The organism is Bordetella sp. H567 (assembly GCF_001704295.1).
GTDB lineage: Bacteria > Pseudomonadota > Gammaproteobacteria > Burkholderiales > Burkholderiaceae_B > Bordetella_C.
On record NZ_CP012334.1, the window covers coordinates 3980883 to 3998522 of the forward strand.

15 protein-coding genes are annotated in these 17640 nt (G+C 65.6%); 9 read left to right on the forward strand and 6 right to left on the reverse strand.

Annotation, left to right across the window (positions count from 1 at the left end):
• The first annotated feature begins 155 nt into the window (after positions 1-155).
• Positions 156-1472, forward strand: a complete 1317-nt coding sequence (gene lplT, locus AKI39_RS17875) for a lysophospholipid transporter LplT (RefSeq protein WP_066643272.1) — start codon at positions 156-158, stop codon at positions 1470-1472.
• Positions 1473-1546: 74 nt separating this feature from the next.
• Here the strand turns inward: lplT and AKI39_RS17880 are convergent, their stop codons facing one another.
• On the reverse strand, positions 1547-2332 hold the full coding sequence (locus AKI39_RS17880; protein ID WP_083229131.1) for a uracil-DNA glycosylase family protein: 786 nt from the start codon (positions 2330-2332) through the stop codon (positions 1547-1549).
• Positions 2333-2654: 322 nt separating this feature from the next.
• The gene (gene tsaB / locus AKI39_RS17885) at positions 2655-4022 is read right to left on the reverse strand and encodes a tRNA (adenosine(37)-N6)-threonylcarbamoyltransferase complex dimerization subunit type 1 TsaB (RefSeq protein ID WP_066638996.1); all 1368 of its coding nucleotides are present in this window, start codon (positions 4020-4022) and stop codon (positions 2655-2657) included.
• 131 nt (positions 4023-4153) lie between these two features.
• Here tsaB and risA point away from each other — a divergent pair, with 131 nt between their 5' ends.
• From risA to AKI39_RS17905, 4 genes are read left to right on the forward strand one after another with little or no spacing between them, the layout of a single operon-like run.
• Positions 4154-4888, forward strand: a complete 735-nt coding sequence (gene risA, locus AKI39_RS17890; RefSeq protein WP_066639002.1) for a response regulator transcription factor RisA — start codon at positions 4154-4156, stop codon at positions 4886-4888.
• A 34-nt stretch (positions 4889-4922) separates the two neighbouring features.
• Entirely contained in the window at positions 4923-6314 is a 1392-nt protein-coding gene (gene risS / locus AKI39_RS17895; protein ID WP_066639010.1) for a sensor histidine kinase RisS, read from the forward strand.
• Positions 6315-6366: 52 nt separating this feature from the next.
• A complete protein-coding gene (locus AKI39_RS17900) occupies positions 6367-6915 on the forward strand; it encodes a peroxiredoxin (protein ID WP_066639014.1) in 549 nt (182 codons plus the stop codon).
• A 54-nt stretch (positions 6916-6969) separates the two neighbouring features.
• Positions 6970-7488, forward strand: coding sequence for a carboxymuconolactone decarboxylase family protein (locus tag AKI39_RS17905; RefSeq protein WP_066639017.1), 519 nt, complete (start codon positions 6970-6972; stop codon positions 7486-7488).
• Positions 7489-7528: 40 nt separating this feature from the next.
• On the opposite strand, the gene ispF is transcribed toward AKI39_RS17905, so the two are convergent.
• Both ispF and ispD read right to left on the reverse strand, forming a co-directional pair.
• Positions 7529-8026, reverse strand: coding sequence for a 2-C-methyl-D-erythritol 2,4-cyclodiphosphate synthase (ispF, locus tag AKI39_RS17910; protein ID WP_066639020.1), 498 nt, complete (start codon positions 8024-8026; stop codon positions 7529-7531).
• Positions 8023-8706: a 2-C-methyl-D-erythritol 4-phosphate cytidylyltransferase gene (gene ispD, locus AKI39_RS17915; protein WP_066639023.1), complete on the reverse strand. Its 684-nt coding sequence runs from the start codon at positions 8704-8706 to the stop codon at positions 8023-8025. The genes ispF and ispD overlap by 4 nt, the downstream gene beginning before the upstream one ends.
• 29 nt (positions 8707-8735) lie before the next feature.
• Here ispD and mfd point away from each other — a divergent pair, with 29 nt between their 5' ends.
• The 3 genes from mfd to AKI39_RS17930 all read left to right on the forward strand — a co-directional run bounded on the left by mfd (position 8736) and on the right by AKI39_RS17930 (position 14342).
• Positions 8736-12200 carry a transcription-repair coupling factor gene (mfd, locus tag AKI39_RS17920; RefSeq protein WP_066639026.1) on the forward strand — a complete coding sequence of 1155 codons (3465 nt, stop codon included), beginning with the start codon at positions 8736-8738 and terminating at the stop codon, positions 12198-12200.
• Between the two features lie 23 nt (positions 12201-12223).
• Positions 12224-13081 (forward strand): phosphoserine phosphatase SerB, encoded by an 858-nt coding sequence (gene serB / locus AKI39_RS17925; RefSeq protein WP_066643274.1) that lies wholly within the window; start codon positions 12224-12226, stop codon positions 13079-13081.
• A gap of 229 nt (positions 13082-13310) precedes the next feature.
• Positions 13311-14342 carry a hypothetical protein gene (locus tag AKI39_RS17930; RefSeq protein ID WP_145925310.1) on the forward strand — a complete coding sequence of 344 codons (1032 nt, stop codon included), beginning with the start codon at positions 13311-13313 and terminating at the stop codon, positions 14340-14342.
• A 42-nt stretch (positions 14343-14384) separates the two neighbouring features.
• Here the strand turns inward: AKI39_RS17930 and AKI39_RS17935 are convergent, their stop codons facing one another.
• The gene (locus AKI39_RS17935; RefSeq protein ID WP_066639031.1) at positions 14385-16619 is read right to left on the reverse strand and encodes a TonB-dependent receptor; all 2235 of its coding nucleotides are present in this window, start codon (positions 16617-16619) and stop codon (positions 14385-14387) included.
• A gap of 277 nt (positions 16620-16896) precedes the next feature.
• Between AKI39_RS17935 and AKI39_RS17940 the strand changes: the two genes are divergently transcribed.
• A complete protein-coding gene (locus tag AKI39_RS17940; RefSeq protein ID WP_066639033.1) occupies positions 16897-17319 on the forward strand; it encodes a YkvA family protein in 423 nt (140 codons plus the stop codon).
• Here AKI39_RS17940 and AKI39_RS17945 read toward each other — a convergent pair.
• Positions 17288-17620, reverse strand: a complete 333-nt coding sequence (locus tag AKI39_RS17945) for a DUF2818 family protein (RefSeq protein ID WP_066639035.1) — start codon at positions 17618-17620, stop codon at positions 17288-17290. The two genes, AKI39_RS17940 and AKI39_RS17945, sit on opposite strands and share 32 nt — an antisense overlap.
• Positions 17621-17640 lie beyond the last annotated feature (20 nt).

Below are 17640 nucleotides of genomic sequence, written 5' to 3' on the forward strand. Positions count from 1 at the left end.
ATGCGGCGCCGCGTCATGGGGCCTGGGCCGGGGCCGCGATCAACGCCGCGCCCCAGGGCGGACGCTATACTCCCTGACACTTTTATTTGGCGCGGGCCTATTCATACCGCGGCCGCTGCCGGATACTGACCGGCAACGTGAATGGGGACATCTCTTTGAAACGCGGTTTCTTTCTGGTCATGGCGGCGCAGGCCCTGTCCTCGCTGGCGGACAATGCGCTGTTCATCGCGGCGATCGCCCTCATCCAGGAATTGCGCGGTCCGGACTGGATGGCGCCGGTCATGAAATGGTCCTTTGCGCTGGCCTACGTGCTGCTGGCCGCTTTTGTCGGCGCCATCGCGGATTCCTACCCCAAGGGCCGCGTGATGTTCGCCACCAACGCCTTGAAGGTCGGCGGCTGCCTGCTGATGTTTTCCTATGCAAGCCTGGGCGTCGCGCACGCGCATCAAACCTATCTGGTCTGCCTGGCCTACGCGCTGGTGGGCGTCGGCGCGGCCGCCTATTCGCCCGCCAAGTACGGCATCGTGACCGAAATGCTGCCGCCCGAGCTCCTGGTCAAGGGCAATAGCTGGATCGAAGGCCTGACGGTCATCTCCATCATCCTCGGCACGGTGCTGGGCGGCGCGCTGATTTCGCCCGATGTGTCCGACCTCATCCTGCACCACCCCTGGAGCGCCAAGCTGGTACACACGCCGGCCGAGGCCGCCATCCTGGTCATCGCCGGCGTCTACCTGCTGGCGTCGGCCGGCAATCTCATCATCCCCAAGACGCACGTACGCTATCCGCCGCAGCAGAAGAACCCCATCCGGCTCATCTCCACCTTCGGCGGCTACGTGCGCGTGTTGTGGCACGACAAGCTGGGCCAGATCTCGCTGGCCGTCACCACCCTGTTCTGGGGCGCGGGGGCCACCCTGCAACTGATCGTCATCGAATGGGGCCGCAGCCAGCTGGGCTACCGGCTGGACCAGGCGTCCATCCTGATGGGGATCGCTGCGGTGGGTACGGTCATCGGGTCCATCCTGGCCGGGCGCATCCCGTTGCGCAAGGCGCTGAGCGTGCTGCCCGTCGGTGCCGCCATGGGGCTGGTCGTACTGCTGATGCCTTTGGTGCATACGACCTGGCAGGTGTATGTGCTGCTGCTGGTGGTGGGGGGCTCGGCGGGTTTCTTCGTCGTGCCGATGAACGCGCTGCTGCAGCATCGGGGCCATGTCCTGCTGTCGGCGGGGCACTCCATCGCGGTGCAGAACTTCAACGAGCAGCTCAATATCCTGCTCATGGTGGCGATGTACACGCTGTTGCTGTGGCTGGACCTGCCTATCGGCATCATCATCGTGATCTTCGGCTCCATCGTGGCCATCCTGATGCTGATCTTCATGCGCTGGAGCCGCCGCAACATGCAGGAGCGCCCGGAACTGATCGGCCAGATCGGCCAGGAAGGCCACGGCAAGGCCCTGGAGGGCCGCGCCCACTAAAGGTCGCGGCCGCGACGCCTGCCGCGCGGCGCCGGACTCGGCCGCCGCGAGGCGCCTTCCAGCGTTGACAGGCCCTAGGACTGCAGCAGGCTCACCGCCAGCCGCAAGTCCTGCCAGGCGCGCGCCTTTTCAACCGGACTGCGCAGAAGATACGCCGGGTGGTAGCTGACCACCATGGGTATCTCGCCATCCGCCGTCTTCAAGGTGTGCACGCGCCCGCGCAGGCTGCCGATGGCGGCATCGGTCTCCAGCAGCGTCTGGGCGGCGAAGCGGCCCAGCACCAGGATGCGTTCCGGCTTGAGTAGCGCGATCTGGCGCATCAGGTATGGCCGGCACGCGGCGATTTCTTCAGGCTTGGGATTGCGATTGCCGGGCGGCCGGCACTTGATGACGTTGGCGATATAGACGTCGCGCTCGCGGCTCATGCCGACGGCCGCCAGCATGGCGTCCAGCAACTGGCCGGAGCGGCCCACGAAAGGCAGGCCCTGCCGGTCTTCCTGTTCGCCCGGCGCCTCGCCGACCACCAGCCAGCGGGCCTGTTCCGCTCCCATGCCGAACACCGCCTGCCGGCGTCCCCGGCACAAGCCGCAGGCCGTGCATTCGATCACGCGGTCGCGCAAGGTAGCCATGTCCAGCATCGCCAGCGATTCCGCGGTTGGCGCCGGCTGCGGCGGCGGCGCATCCTTGGCCGGACGCGCGCCGAGCGCAGGCGGCCTGGCCGGACGCGGCACCACGACCGGTATCCGTGCCGGCGCATCCGGCGCGGCCGCGGACGCGACGCCGGCGGCCTGGTTCGCCGCGGGCCCCGGCGCGATGCCCGGTGCCTGGTTCGTCGCGGATGCCGGCGCCTGGGGCGGCAGGCCCGCCGCCCCGGCGGGGGCGCCCGCCTCGGATCGACCTTCCGACCCGGCTGGCGTGCCAGCCTCGCCATGCGGCCCGGCGCTGGCGTGTGGGCCCGCATCGACATGCGGCCCGGCGGCCACGCGCAACCCGGCCACCCCCCCGGCGCCCGTGCCGGCCGCGGCTACACCCGCGGCCGCCGTGCGGGCGTCGGCCTGTACGCCGGGTGCGCGGGGTTCAGGCTCACCCTGCCGCAGCCACACCTTTTCCATTCCGATCTCGCGCAGCCACGCCCGCTGCAGCGGATTCAGCAGCGGCGCCTTCGCGGATACGGGCGTCCCGTCAGTCATGGGCGGTGGCCTCCTGGGGCACCGGCTTCTGCATCACCAGCGCGTCTTCGCGCCGGCCCCGGCCGGCCGGATAGTAGCCGCGGCGCAGGCCCACGCGCAGGAACCCATGATGTTCATAGAAGGCCACCGCCCCCGTGTTCGACGGACGCACTTCCAGCAGCAGGCCGCCGATGCCTCGCTCGCGCGCCCGCTGGACGCACCACGCGATCAGCCGGGAACCCAGCCCCTGGCGATGCATGGCCTTGTCGACGGCCACCACCAGCAGATGCGACACATCGGGGGCATGCATCAGGATGCAGAAACCGAGCATGCGGCCGGCCCGGCGCAGTACGCAGGTGTCATAGCCGGCCGCCAGCGCGTCCGCGAAATTGCGGCGCGTCCAGGGAAAGGCCTGCACCGAGGCTTCGATGCGCTCCATATCGTCCAGGTCCAGCACCGTCATGGGCGACATGTCGACCGGCAGGCCGTCGGACTGGGGCCCGATCGCCGGGGCGGCCTGCGCCGTGTCCGATGCGGCGGCGGCCATCCCGGACACCATCGCCGCGCCGGCGGCTGTTCCGGGCGCGGGGCCCGGCGCCAGCACGGAGGCGGCCTTCGGGTTGCCGCCCTGGCCTGCCATCCGTTCCGCCGTGGTATAGGCCACGCGGTCGCGGACGTACAAAGGCATGGCCTGTTCCGGCGGCACGGTTTCACCGCGGCGCCACGCCAGCAGCGCCAGCCGGGCGATATCCCGCGCGTGCGGGCGCTTGGCGTCGAAACGCGTCCAATCCGCGTGCGGCGCCATTTGCCGTGCATAAACGTCCCAGGCGTCGCCAGCCAGGACCGGCGCGAGCGCCAGCCCCGTGCGCATGCGCCAATCTTCCAGATGGCCCTCCACCCAGGGCACGACGTGCGCCGCGGCGATCAGCAGAGGGGCTTGCAGGACATCCCAGGCGGTATCGTCGTCGGCGCCCTGCACACGCCGGTACACGGCCAGATAGACCTCGTCCATGCGGGCATCCAGGGCCACCACCACCGCCTGGTCGGGCCGGGCGGGCACTTGCGCCGCGACAGCCAGATGCGAAACCACCGGGACGACCGGCAAGTCGTGCGCCAGCGCGATGCCTTGCGCCACCCCGCAGGCCACCCGCAGGCCGGTGAAGCCCCCCGGCCCCTGGCCGAATGCCACGGCATGGATGCCGCTGGCCTCGATGCCGGCGTCGCGCAGCAGGTCGCGCGCCATGGGCAACAGGCGCTCGGCATGTTCCTGTGCACCGTCATGCTCGAGCGTGGCGATGGCCATGCCGTCCGTGCCATCACGCAGCAGCGCGACGCTGCATCGGGACGACGATGTCTCAAGGGCCAGTAAAGTGGGTCTCATGGTCCGGAATTGTACGTAATACCAAAGACTTGCCCTCGGTTGTAAGGATGAGTTCAACCATCCTGTCCAATGTGTAATATCTTGTGAACGACCACTAGCCGCTCATTCCGGGCGCTGTTACATTTCCGGCCATGAATACGCAAAACACCACTCCGACGCGCAAAGTCCTGGTTGTCGACGACGATCCCCGCCTGCGGGACCTGCTCAGGCGGTATCTGTCGGAACAGGGCTTCAACGTCTTCGTTGCCGAAGACGCCAAGGAAATGGGCAAGCTGTGGCAGCGCGAGCACTTCGACCTGCTGGTGCTGGACCTGATGCTGCCGGGCGAAGACGGCCTGTCCATCTGCCGCCGCCTTCGAGGTGGGCACGACAATACCCCTATTATCATGCTGACCGCCAAGGCCGAGGAAATCGACCGCATCGTCGGCCTGGAAATGGGCGCGGACGACTACCTGTCCAAGCCGTTCAACCCTCGCGAACTGCTGGCCCGCATCAACGCCATCCTGCGCCGCCGCGGCACGGAAGAGCACCCCGGCGCGCCCAGTCAGGAAAACGAATCCATTGCCTTCGGCCCTTATGTGCTGAACCTCTCAACGCGCACCTTGACGCGCAACAACGAGCAGGTGCCCATCACCACCGGGGAATTCTCGGTGCTGAAGGTGTTTGCCCGCCATCCCAAGATTCCCCTGTCGCGCGACAAGCTGATGGAGCTGGCCCGCGGCCGCGAATACGAAGCGTTCGATCGCAGCCTGGACGTACAGATTTCCCGCCTGCGCAAACTGATCGAACCGAACCCTTCCAAGCCCGTATTCATCCAGACGGTATGGGGGCTGGGTTACGTCTTCGTGCCGGACGGTGGCAGCTGAAACCTGATCGTTCCCGGGGCAGGAACGCCGCAACATGCTCCGTTTTCGCAGCGCCCTCAAAGCCATGACGTCACGCGTGCGTCTTGGGCTGTTCGGCCGTACCTTTCTCTTGCTTGCCGCCCTCATGCTGGTCAGCCTGGGGGCCTGGTTGCAGGTGTTCTTCAGCATGGAGCTGGGGCCACGTGCCAACCAGATGGCGCAGCGGGTCATCACCGCCGTCAATATCACGCGCACCGCCCTGGTCTATTCCGAGGCGGACGAACGCAGCAAGCTGCTGCTGGACCTGGCGACCAACGAAGGGATCCAGGTCTACCCCCGGGAACTGACCGATTTCGCCGAGCCCCTGCCCAACGACGACTACTGGCAGCGCGTGGCGGACCACATCCGTAGCCGTTTCGGCCCCGAAACCCAGATCGCCTGGGGCGTCAACCAGGTACCGGGCTTCTGGGTCAGCTTTCAGATCGATCATGACCTGTACTGGCTGGTCTTCGAACGCGAGCAGATCGGCCTGACGGGCGGCATCGAATGGCTGGGCTGGGGCGCCACCGCGCTACTGCTGTCGCTGGTGGGCGCGGCGGTGAGCGTCGGGTTCGTGAACCGTCCGCTGTCCCGGCTGGCGCGCGCGGCACAGGTGCTGTCCCGGGGCGAAACGCCCGCTCCCCTGCCGGAAAACGGGCCGCTGGAGATCCGCGACCTGAACGCCTCGTTCAACCGCATGGCCAAGGACATCCGGCAGACGGAGGCAGACCGCGAATTGATGCTGGCCGGCATCTCGCACGATCTGCGCACTCCGCTGGCGCGCATGCGCCTGGAGATCGAAATGAGCGGCGTGTCGGAGGACGCGCGCCAGGCAATCGACGACGATCTCGCCCAGATCGACCACAGTATCGGGCAGTTGATGGAATATGCGCGCCCGGCCGGCACACTCCCGCAGATGGCCACGGACGTCTCCAGCGTACTGGGCGAGCTGCTGGACCGCGAGCGCAGCCACACCGCGTCCACCGGGGGCGAAATCGAAGCCTTCATCACGCCGGGTCTGCGGGCGCGCATCACCGCGCTGGATCTGAAGCGCATCGTCAGCAACCTGCTCGAAAACGCCCGCCGCTACGGGCGCTCGGGCGACGGGCAAGCCCATCTGTACATGGGCGTGCAATCCGAAGGCAATATCATCGCCATCGAAGTGTCCGACCGCGGCCCGGGCATCGCCGCCGACGACGTGGACCGCCTGCTGCGGCCCTTCTCGCGCGGCGAGGCCGCGCGCACGGGCGTCAGCGGCGCGGGATTGGGCTTGGCTATCGTCGAACGCCTGCTCAAGCACGTGGGCGGCACGCTGAAAATGCTGCCGCGACCGGGCGGCGGGCTGACGGCCAGGATAGAATTGCCCAAAGCGCGGATTAGGAATTTTCAATTAGACAGCGAAACCTAATAGCGTAAAATTTCCTGTCTGAATTTCATCACCCAAAAACCAAGGAGTCCACATGAAAACTGTTGGCGACAAACTCGATCCTTTCAAGGTTGCCGGCGTCAAGCCCGGTTTCAACCATCACGAAGAAAACGGCGTGTCCGCCTTCGAGGACATCACCGAGAGCTCGTTCCCTGGCAAGTGGAAGGTGATCTACTTCTATCCGAAGGACTTCACCTTCGTGTGCCCGACCGAAATCGTCGGCTTCAACGCCCTGGCGAAGGAATTCGAAGACCGTGACGCCGTCCTGCTGGGCGGTTCGACCGACAACGAATTCGTCAAGCTGGCCTGGCGCCGCGAACACCCGGACCTGAACAAGCTGGGTCACTATCAGTTCGGCGACACCACGGGTGCCCTGGTCGACCAACTGGGCGTGCGGGAAAAGTCCGCTGGCGTGGCGCTGCGCGCGACCTTCATCGTCGATCCGGACAATGTCATTCAACACGTTTCGGTGAACAACCTGAACGTGGGCCGCAACCCGGAAGAAGTCCTGCGTTTGCTCGACGGCCTGCAAACCGATGAGCTCTGCCCCTGCAACCGTAAGGTTGGCGGCGAGACGCTGTAAGACTCCCAGCCCGGTTCGCCGGGCTTTCGCTGCTTCACGCTATAGGTAAAAACTATGGAATTTATCCAAACCATTAAGGACGCAGTGCCGGATTGGGCCAAGGATATCCGGCTGAACCTGGACGGCGTGATTGCGCGGTCCACGTTGCCGGCGGCCGACGCCGTCGGGGCGGCCCTGGCGGCGGCTTTCGCCTCGCGCAGCCCCACCCTGATCGACGCGTTCAAGCAAGGCCTGTCGGAAACCGACGCAACCGCCGCATTGACGGCTGCCGCGCTGATGGGGATGAACAACGTCTGGTATCCGTATGTCGAGATGGCGGAAGATGCCCAGTTGAAGAGCCTGCCCGCGCAGTTGCGGATGAATGCGTACTCGACCAGCGGCGGCGTGGAGAAGAAGCGGTTCGAATTGTTCGCCTTGGCGGCTTCCATCGTCGGCAAATGCCACTTCTGCGTGCAATCGCACTACGCACTGCTGAAAAAGGAAGGCTACACGGTGGAACAGCTGCGCGACGTCGGCCGCATCGCGGCCGTGGTCAATGCCGCGGCGCTGGTGTTGACGGCCCAGGGCAAGTAAAGCGCCGGGCGCGCGTACGCCACGGCGTGGGCGTGACGTATCAAGCGCCCGTCTCGTCGCGCGCCAGCAAGGCAACGACCGTCGCCGCGATGCCTTCCTTGCGGCCCAGGTAGCCCAGGCCTTCGTTGGTCTTGGCCTTGATGTTGACCGCGCCGGGATCCACGCCCAGATCGGCCGCGACGTTGCGCACCATCGCGGCGGCGTGGGGCCCGATCTTGGGCGCCTGCGCGTGCACCGTGGCATCGATGTTGACGACCATCCAGCCGGCGGCCTTGACCTTGGCCATTGCCGCCCGCAGCAGCACGCGGCTGTCGGCGCCGTGATAGGCCGCGTCCGTATCCGGGAAATGCCGGCCGATGTCGCCCAGGGCCGCGCCGCCCAGCACCGCGTCGGTGATGGCGTGCAGCAGGACATCGGCATCGGAATGCCCTTGCAGCCCGTGCGTATGCGGAATGGTCACGCCGCCGATGATCAGCGGCCGGCCTGTCACCAGGGCGTGGACGTCGAACCCCTGCCCGACGCGGAAGGGAATGCTCATAGCCATTTCTCCATCAGGGCGAAATCCTCCGGCCAGGTCACCTTGAAGTTGCGCATGACGCCCGGCACCAGCAGCGGTGCGTGTCCGGCGGCCTCGACGGCCGAGGCTTCGTCGGTGACCTCCACGCCGCGACCGGCGGCATCGGCCAGGGCCTGCCGGAGCAGGCCGGCGCGGAACATCTGCGGGGTCTGGGCCAGCCATAGCTCCTGGCGATCCACGGTGCGGGCGACGCGTCCGGGTCCCGCCTTGACCGTATCGCGCACCGGCAAGGCCAGCAAGCCGCCCACGGGATCGTCCATGCAGGCATCGATCAGCCGCGCCAGCGCATCGGCCGACAGTCCCGGCCGCGCGGCATCGTGGACCAATATCCAGTCATCGTCCGCGGCCCCGCTGTCGGCCAGCGCATTGGCGACCGTACGGGCACGCGTCGGCCCGCCACAAGGACGCCATACCGTGCGCGGCAGTCCCGCCAGGGCGGCCTGCACCCAGGCGTCGCCCGCCGACACGGCAACGCGCACCTGGCGTATACGGGTATCGGACAGGAGGGCCAGCACCGAATGCCGCAGCATGGGCTGGCCGGCCAGGGGCTGGTATTGCTTGGGAAGGCCGCCGCTGTCCCCGGTCAGGGCGCGGGCGCCGATGCCGGCGGCGGGAACGAGCGCGATAAGAGAGGCAGACATAAGCAGGTGATTTTATAATCTTCCGTCTCATGCCTGCAGATTTCCCCCCCTCTCCCGCGCCGCCGCTGGTCCCGTCGACGGACTCCATCCTGGCGGCCCTGAAGCCCGGCACCCGATATGCACAGCCCCGCCCCCCAGGGTCGGGCGATGCCTGGCTGCTTGCCGACCTCGCTCGCCACGCCGCGCGCCCACTTCTGGTGCTGACCGCCGATCCGCTGGAAGCCCAGCGGCTGACCGACGAAATCCACCTGTTCGCGCCCGACCTGCGCGTGCGCCAGCTGCCCGACTGGGAAACGCTGCCCTACGATGCGTTCTCGCCTCACCACGACCTGATTTCCGAGCGGCTGAAGACGCTGGACGCGCTGATGCACCATACGGTCGACGTGCTGACCGTGCCGGTGACCACCGCGCTGTATCGCCTGGCGCCGCCAGCGTTCATGGCGGCCTATACCTTTTCGTTCAAGCAGCGCGACAAGCTGGACGAAGCGGCCTTGCGCGCGCAGCTGACGCTGGCCAACTACACGCACGTCACCCAGGTCACGGCGCCCGGGGAATTCTGCCTGCGCGGCGGGCTGATCGACCTGTTCCCCATGGGTTCGGCCGTGCCCTATCGCCTGGACCTGTTCGACGACGAAATCGAATCGATACGCGCCTTCGACGTCGACACCCAGCGCAGCCTCTATCCGGTCAATCAGGTCCAGCTGCTGCCTGGCCGCGAATTCCCGATGGACGAGGAAGCGCGCAACCGCTTCCGCGCGCGGTTTCGCGAGCTTTTCGAAGGCGATCCCTCGCGCGCCTTGCCTTATCGCGACATCGGCAACGGCATTGCCTTCGCGGGGGTCGAATACTACCTGCCGCTGTTCTTCGACCAGACCGCCACGCTGTTCGACTACCTGGCGCCGTCGACCATCACCGTCACGATCGGCGACATCGACGACGCCATCCGCCGCTTCGCCCAGGACACCTCCAGCCGCTACGGATTCCTGAAGAGCGACCGCGAACGCCCGGTGCTGCCGCCCTCCGCGCTGTTCCTGGATACGCAGGCGCTGTTCGAACAATTGAAGGATTTCGAACGCCTGGCGCTGACCGCGGAACCCCAGCATCCGGACATCGGGCCGGCGCCCGACGTGGCCGTCATGCGGCGGGCCGACGATCCCGTGGCGCGGCTGCGTGCCGTCGTCGATGCCGGCAAGTGGCGCATCCTGCTGTGCGCGGATTCCGCCGGACGGCGCGAGACCCTGGCCCAGATGCTGGCCGAATTCGACCTGGCGCCGGACTTCGAAGCCGCCTCGATCGAGGATTTCCGGCTGTCGCCGGCGCGCCTGGCCCTGCTGGCCGCCCCGCTGACCTCGGGTTTCAGCCTTCCCGCCGAAGGCATCGCCTTCATTACCGAAAACGACCTGTATCCGGGCCAGGCCGCGGTAGGCCGGCGCGGCCGCCGCGAACAGGAACGCGCCAGCAACGTCGAAGCCATGGTGCGCGACCTGTCGGAACTGCGCGAAGGCGACCCGGTGGTCCACGCGCAGCACGGCATCGGTCGCTACCATGGCCTGATCAATATGGACATGGGCGAAGGCGAGATGGAATTCCTGCATCTCGAATACGCCAATGGCAGCACGCTTTATGTTCCGGTCTCGCAGCTGCACGTCATCGCGCGCTACAGCGGCGCCGATCCGGAAGCCGCGCCGCTGCACCAGCTGGGTTCCGGGCAGTGGGACAAGGCGCGGCGCAAGGCCGCCAAGCAGGTGCGCGATACCGCGGCGGAACTGCTGGACCTGTACGCCAAGCGGGCCGCGCGCGAAGGCTACGCCTTCAAGCTGCAACTGAACGACTACGAAGCCTTCGCCGAAGGCTTCGGCTTCGAGGAAACGGCCGACCAGGCCGCCGCCATCCAGGCCGTGATCCTGGACATGACCTCCGGCAAGCCCATGGACCGGCTGGTCTGCGGCGACGTCGGCTTCGGCAAGACGGAAGTCGCCCTGCGGGCCGCCTTTCTGGCGGTTGCCAATGGCAAGCAGGTGGCGCTGCTCTGTCCCACCACCCTGCTGGCGGAACAGCACGCGCAGACCTTCGCTGACCGCTTCGCCGACTGGCCCGTGCGCGTCGTGGAGCTGTCGCGCTTCCGTTCCGCCAAGGAAGTCGCCGCGGCCATCCAGGGCATCAACAACGGCAGCGTCGATATCGTCATCGGCACGCACAAGATCCTATCCAAGGATGTCCGATTCAAGCAGCTCGGCCTGGTGATCATCGACGAGGAACACCGCTTCGGCGTGCGCCAGAAAGAGGCCTTGAAATCCCTGCGCGCCGAAGTGGACGTGCTCACGCTGACCGCTACGCCGATTCCGCGCACGCTGGGCATGTCGCTGGAAGGCATACGCGATTTTTCCGTCATCGCCACCGCGCCGCAAAAGCGCCTGGCCATCAAGACCTTCGTGCGGCGCGAAGACGGCAGCACCGTCCGCGAAGCCTTGCTGCGCGAGCTCAAGCGCGGCGGCCAGGCCTACTTCCTGCACAACGAAGTCGAAACCATCCACAACCGGCGCGCCCGCCTGGAAGAACTGGTGCCTGAAGCGCGCATCGCCGTGGCCCATGGCCAGATGGGGGAGCGCGATCTTGAACAGGTCATGAAGGGGTTCTACCAGCAGCGTTTCAACGTGCTGCTCTGTACCACCATCATCGAGACCGGCATCGACGTCCCGACGGCCAATACCATCGTGATCCATCGCGCGGACCGCTTCGGCCTGGCGCAGCTGCACCAGCTGCGCGGCCGCGTCGGCCGGTCCCACCACCAGGCCTATGCCTACCTGCTCACTCCGGGCGAAGACGCGATCACGTCCAATGCCAAGAAGCGCCTGGAGGCGATCCAGGCCATGGAAGAACTGGGCTCGGGCTTCTACCTGGCCATGCACGATCTGGAAATCCGCGGCACCGGCGAAGTGCTGGGCGAATCGCAGTCCGGCAATATCCAGGAAGTCGGCTTCTCCATGTACACCGATATGCTGAACGAAGCCGTGCGCGCCCTGAAAGCGGGAGAAGAACCCGACCTGGAAGCGCCCTTCGGCAAGGCCTGCGAAGTCAATCTGCATGCGCCGGCCCTGCTGCCGGCCGACTATTGCGCCGACGTGCATGCCCGCCTGGCCGTGTACAAGCGCCTGTCGCACGCGGCCGGCGAAGACGACCTGATCCGCATCCAGGAAGAACTGATAGACCGCTTCGGCAAGCTGCCGGAATCGGCACAGACGCTGCTGGCCTCGCACCGCCTGCGACTGGCGGCGCAAGCCCTGGGCATCATCAAGATCGATGCCAGCGAAACCCAGGCGCTGGTGCAGTTCGGCCCCAACCCGCCAGTGGACTCGCTGCGCATCATCGAACTCGTGCAGAAACAGCGCCATATCAAGCTGGCCGGCCAGGACAAGCTGCGCGTGGAAATCAAGGGGCAGCAGATCCCCGCCCGCGTCGACGCGGTGCGCACGGTGCTGCGCGCCCTGGCATGAACAACACGGACAATTCCTTCGACATGAACCCCCACCATCTGGTCATTCAATCCCCTGCCCTGGCCGCCGAACATTGCGAGCAGGTCGCCGCCCTGGCGCAGGCGCAGGGCCTGCACCGCCTGAGCGCGACGGCCGCACGGTTGCTGGACGTGCAGCACGACGAAGCGACCCGGCGCGAAGTGCGGCAATGGTGCGACGCGGCCGGGGTGGACTACGCCTTCGTGCCGCGCGGCAGCACCTTGTCGCAATGCAAGGTACTGGCCATGGACATGGACTCCACCCTCATCAATATCGAGTGCATCGACGAGATTGCCGGCGTCGCGGGCGTCAAGGACAAGGTGGCCGCCATCACGGAAGCCGCGATGCGCGGAGAGATCACGGATTTCTCCGAAAGCCTGCGGCGCCGCGTCGCCTTGCTGGCCGGCCAGCCGGCACAGGCGCTGGAACAGGTGTACCGCGAGAAACTTCGCCTGAATCCCGGTGCGGAAACCCTGATCGCATCGGCGCGCAGCGCGGGTATCAGGATCCTGCTGGTATCGGGCGGCTTTACCTTCTTCACCGAACGCCTGCGCGAACGCCTGGGGCTGGACGAAGCGCACTCCAATACCCTGGAGATCGAAGACGGCAAACTGACTGGCCGCGTACTGGGCGATATCGTCGACGCGGCGGGCAAGGCCGAACGGCTGCGTGCCTTCGCCGAACGCCATGGCGCGGCGCCGCAGCAGATCATCGCCATGGGCGACGGCGCCAATGACCTGAAGATGCTGGGCCTGGCCGGCTATTCGGTGGCCTACCACGCCAAGCCCATCGTGCGGGAACAGACACGTTTCGCGCTGAACGTGTCCGGCCTGGATGGCGTGCTGAACTGGTTCGAACATTGAGCGCATGACGCGCCTGCAATTTCGAATGTTTGCGGGCATCAGAGATTTCTAGGCGACTTGCTCACTCGATGGAGCAAGAATGGGTTCAGGGGGCGGCGCGGTTCAGCGTCTTCGCCCTTAACCCATACGTCAGGAGATTTCGATGCTGAATCCGAATCCATATCGTACGCAGACGATGCGGAACGCGATAACCGCGATGGCGAACGCGCCCAAAAGGAATGCGGCCTACATGGCCGAACAAGCCCAGATGCACGACGCGGTCCTGGCGATGATGGAAGCCGCGCTGGGAGGCTTGGAAATCGCCAGAAGGGAATGCCACGCGGCGGGTGGCTTTACCCTCCACGAAGCAAGCGCATGGCTCGATCTCTTCGAGCAAATCGCGCCGATAATCGCCCAGATCCCTTTTGGCTACGGACCGGTCAAGGCGCTGCCCGTCCTTGGAACGAAAGTGGCGGCGGCCGCCGGGATCAGCATGCCCATGGTCGACAAGATCGTCAACAACGCCGTGGATATCTCCGGCAGCGCGTCCGTGGTCATGACGCCGCTGGGTTGGGTGGAGAAGATCGCGCAGGCCTTCTCCGTGACGGGCTACGCGCATGGCGCCGCGACCTACGGTTCGCACTTCGCCACCCCGCTTGGCGTCAAGACGGCACTTTCACCGACATTGGCCAACCTGTTGAGCCAGATCGCCTCCTGGACCGGAAGCAGTACCAGCGCCTTCGCGCATTTCGCCAGCAACTTCGCCGCCGTCGGATCGGCATTCGCCCACTTGATGACCGCGTTGAAGGTCTATCTTTCGTACAGCAAGCTCGATGGGGTCCAGTCGGTCCTGGATCACTACCCCGATCACGGCTGCAGCTGCTGCGAATACACGCGGGAAATCGTCGCCATGTGCCAGGATGCAAGCATGGACGCCGCCCTCGCCCTGAATCCGGTCACGGCGGTGATACCCGTATGGCACATGGCGCAGAAGAAAGGCCATGCCATCGCCAACAAATTCCGCGATGATCAAGACAGGACACATCGCCGTCCCCATGCCATTGCCATGAGCCTGCTGGACGGCGCGCAAATGCCCTCCAGGCATGAGATCGACCCGACATCCCCGCCGCGGAATGCATCGTCGCGATGCCCCGTGGCCATGCTGACCATCGCGACCCTTTTCGGCAACGGCAATCCGGCCAAGGGATACAAGGCCGCGGTGGCCGCCATACAGGCAATCCCCGGCACGGGCGCCGACAAGCTCAAGGGCAAAATCGGCTGATCCGCCGCCGCATGGGGGGACGCGCGCGCGCCCCGACGTGCGTCAGTACCGGATGGACGTGGTCAGGATGGCCTGGCGGCCGGGACCGTAATCGGCATGGTGTACGCCGTTGGTCCGCGCGAAGTACGCCTTGTCGGTCAGGTTGAGCACGTTCAACTGGAAGCTCAGGTTAGGCGACACCTGATAGGCCGCCATGGCATCGAAGCGCCAATAGGCAGGCATATACACGCTGTTGGCCCCCCCGCCCGCGCCGCCCTGGTTGCCGCCGTAGGTCTTGCCCACGTAGTAGATGCCGCCACCGACCGTGAACTTGGGCAGCAGCTTGTAGGTGTTCCACAGGCTGAAGCTGTTGCGCGGCGTATTGGCCAGCGGATCGCCTTCGTTCACGCCGTTGTAGGCGCCCTTGACCAGTTCGCTATCCATGTAGCTATAACCGCCGAAGACGTTCCACTTCGGGGTAACGGCGCCGGCGAACCCCAGCTCCAGACCGCGTACGCGGGTCTTGCCCGCCTGCGCGAAGACACCTGGGTCCACCTCGATCTGCGCATCCTCGCGATCGGTCTGGTACAAGGCGGCGGTCAGGGTCAGCTTCTCGTCCAGGACATCCCACTTGGTCCCCAGTTCGATCGTGCGGCTCTTTTCAGGGTCCAGGCTGCCGACGTCCGCCGACAGGCCCTCCTGATCGCCGCCGCTGATCGTCGGCGGCGTGGACGCCGTCGCGTACGACAGGTAAATGCTGCCGTTGGACGCCGGCTTGTAGACGATGCCGGCCTGGTAGCTGAAGATGTTCCAGCTGCCGTCGCTGCTTTGCGGCATCGTGGCGCCCCGCGGCAGGAAGTCGCCGTCGATGCGGTAATTGTCGAAGCGGCCGCCCAGGTTCAGCGACCAGCGTTCATTGAAGTCTATCGTGTCGAATGCGTAGATTGCCCGGGTGTTGGAAGTGGAATCGTTGCTGAGCGGCCCCCGAGAAATACGCCCCGACCAGTTGTCGTGCGGATCGGGATGGTACAGCGGCGTGCAGTCCATGGCGCCGGCCGGAAACACCCCTGGGCAGAAACTGCCCGATGTCGTGGTGACGTTATAGCTGGCGTTCTTGTTCTTTTCGCTGGTGAATTCGACACCGATATCGTAGGTATGCTTGAGCGCGCCCGTGTTGAACTTGCCGTACAACTCCGTCACGTTCGATAGCAACGTCGTCTGCTGCCAACGCGACTTCAGCCCACGCTGCATCCACCATTCGTTGCTGGCCGGATCGAAGCGGGCCGCGCCGCCGTCGCCCGGGTTGGTCAATACGTAGTCATTCAGCGTTTGCCCATAGCGCGTCGCGTTGCGCACGGTCGCGTGCGGGTTGAAATCGTGTTCGATCTCGACGGTTCCGATGTCGGATTTGTTCTTCTGATAGTCGCGGTCGAGAACGCCATAGAACTTGGCGCGTCCCACGTTCAGGATGCCGTCGCTGGTGTGCTTGCCCGGTATCTTGCTGGCCAGCGGCACGCCATAGTCGGGCATGCCGTCGGATTCATAGTGGTAGTAGCTGAGGGTCACGCGCGTCGGCGTGCCCAGGCCGAAGGACAGCGACGGCGCGACGCCCCATTTGTCGTAGTCGACCACGTTGCGGCCCGGCACATTGCCTTTGCCGTCCAGCAGGTTCAGGCGGAAGGCGGCGTTATCGTTGAACTGCCAGTTGGCGTCGACAGTGCCACGCCAGTAGGCATCGCTGCCCAGGCCGGCATCGGCCTGCACGAAGGAGCCCAGCCTCGGCTTCTTGCTGACCAGGTTGATGCTGCCGCCGCCGGACCCGCGTCCGCCATAGGCGGAATCCGCGCCACGGATGATCTCCAAGCTCTCGACATTGAAGATCTCGCGCGTCTGGCCGCCCGGATCGCGTATGCCGTCCACGAAGATGTTGTTCCCCGACGAGCTGCCGCGTATGAAGGGGCGGTCGGCCAGGGGCTGGCCTCCTTCGCCCGCCCCGAAGGTGATGCCGGGAGAATTTCGCAGGACATCCTGAAGCGAAGTCGCGCCCGTGTCCTGGATAACGGTCTGCGGAATGATTTGCACCGACTTGGGCGTATCCAGCAGTGGCGCCGTGAACTTCGTCGACGACGACACCGGTACGTCGTACAGGGAATCGCCTTCCACCCGCACCGGCGCCATTTCGGTAATCGGCGGGGTCTGCGCCGACGCCGGCGTAGCCAGGAACAGGGCGGGACCGGCCAATGCAAAGGCCAGGGAGTGGGTCAGCGTATTCAGCGAATACGTCTCCTGTTGCTTCAAGGGGCTTCTCCGAGATAACACTAATGACAATGATTCGCATTTATATAATTGCGACGGATCATATCCAATGTGCTAGGCTCGAACAATCTTTATTAACCTTATGAAGACATTCTGGCCGTTCAGCCTCATGTCAGTACGAACGTACGCAGAAGAGACAGCCACTTACGACGGTGGGTATTCCCGCGGGCGTGCCCGGGGCATGCGGCCGCCGCCCCTGATGACGAAGGCGATACGCGATAAGCTTAGGTGGATCCCTTCCCGGAACCGCGGAGATGCAATGGCTTGGCTAAGGATGACGCGCCTGTGGGCGCTCAGGACGCGGCAGGATGCGATGGCGCTATGGTTCGCGCTGCGCCATCCTGCAACGCCCTGGTACGTCAAGGCGCTGGCCATTCTGGTCGTCGCCTATATCCTCAGTCCGATCGACCTGATACCGGATTTCATACCCGTACTGGGTTTGCTGGACGACATCATCCTGGTGCCGATATTGATCGCGGCAACGATGCGCGCCCTGCCCGCACCGGTGCGTGTGGACAGCCGCGAACGCGAGCGGGAGTGGTCGGCACGCAAGCTGGCCAAGCCGCGCAGCCGGGCGGGCGCGATCTTCGTGATTCTGGTGTGGATCGCGATCGTCGCCGCGATCGCGCTATGGGCGCATGCCGCCTGGTTCAGTCCCGCCGCGCCGGGCGCCGGCGCTTGAGCAGGTAGCGGATCACAAAGCCGGGATACGCCAGCACCAGGAACAGGCACAGGGCGATGGCGTAGAACTGCCAGCCCTGGGGAAAGCGGTTGCCCAAGGTGGATTCGAAGGCGAAACCCAGCGCGCCGACGATCAGGTAGAACGCCAGCAATTCGACCAGGCGCAGCCAGAACGGCTTGGTCATCGGCGTGCCACCCTTGCGCCAGACGAACACGGCAAAAACCCGTTCGTTCAGGAAAGGCAGATTCGCGCAGACCAGGGCCAACGCAATCAACAACCAGACAGCAAGGGTTTGACTCATCGGCCCGGAATAAGCGTGTC

Bases quoted from the DNA above. Each gene is read 5' to 3' on its own strand.
- risS (WP_066639010.1), top strand. From the start codon at position 4,923: ATGCTCCGTTTTCGCAGCGCCCTCAAAGCCATGACGTCACGCGTGCGT.
- tsaB (WP_066638996.1), bottom strand. From the start codon at position 4,022: ATGAGACCCACTTTACTGGCCCTTGAGACATCGTCGTCCCGATGCAGC.
- AKI39_RS17905 (WP_066639017.1), top strand. From the start codon at position 6,970: ATGGAATTTATCCAAACCATTAAGGACGCAGTGCCGGATTGGGCCAAG.
- AKI39_RS17940 (WP_066639033.1), top strand. From the start codon at position 16,897: ATGGCTTGGCTAAGGATGACGCGCCTGTGGGCGCTCAGGACGCGGCAG.
- mfd (WP_066639026.1), top strand. From the start codon at position 8,736: ATGCCTGCAGATTTCCCCCCCTCTCCCGCGCCGCCGCTGGTCCCGTCG.
- AKI39_RS17930 (WP_145925310.1), top strand. From the start codon at position 13,311: ATGGCCGAACAAGCCCAGATGCACGACGCGGTCCTGGCGATGATGGAA.
- AKI39_RS17900 (WP_066639014.1), top strand. From the start codon at position 6,367: ATGAAAACTGTTGGCGACAAACTCGATCCTTTCAAGGTTGCCGGCGTC.
- risA (WP_066639002.1), top strand. From the start codon at position 4,154: ATGAATACGCAAAACACCACTCCGACGCGCAAAGTCCTGGTTGTCGAC.
- ispF (WP_066639020.1), bottom strand. From the start codon at position 8,026: ATGAGCATTCCCTTCCGCGTCGGGCAGGGGTTCGACGTCCACGCCCTG.
- AKI39_RS17945 (WP_066639035.1), bottom strand. From the start codon at position 17,620: ATGAGTCAAACCCTTGCTGTCTGGTTGTTGATTGCGTTGGCCCTGGTC.
- ispD (WP_066639023.1), bottom strand. From the start codon at position 8,706: ATGTCTGCCTCTCTTATCGCGCTCGTTCCCGCCGCCGGCATCGGCGCC.
- serB (WP_066643274.1), top strand. From the start codon at position 12,224: ATGAACCCCCACCATCTGGTCATTCAATCCCCTGCCCTGGCCGCCGAA.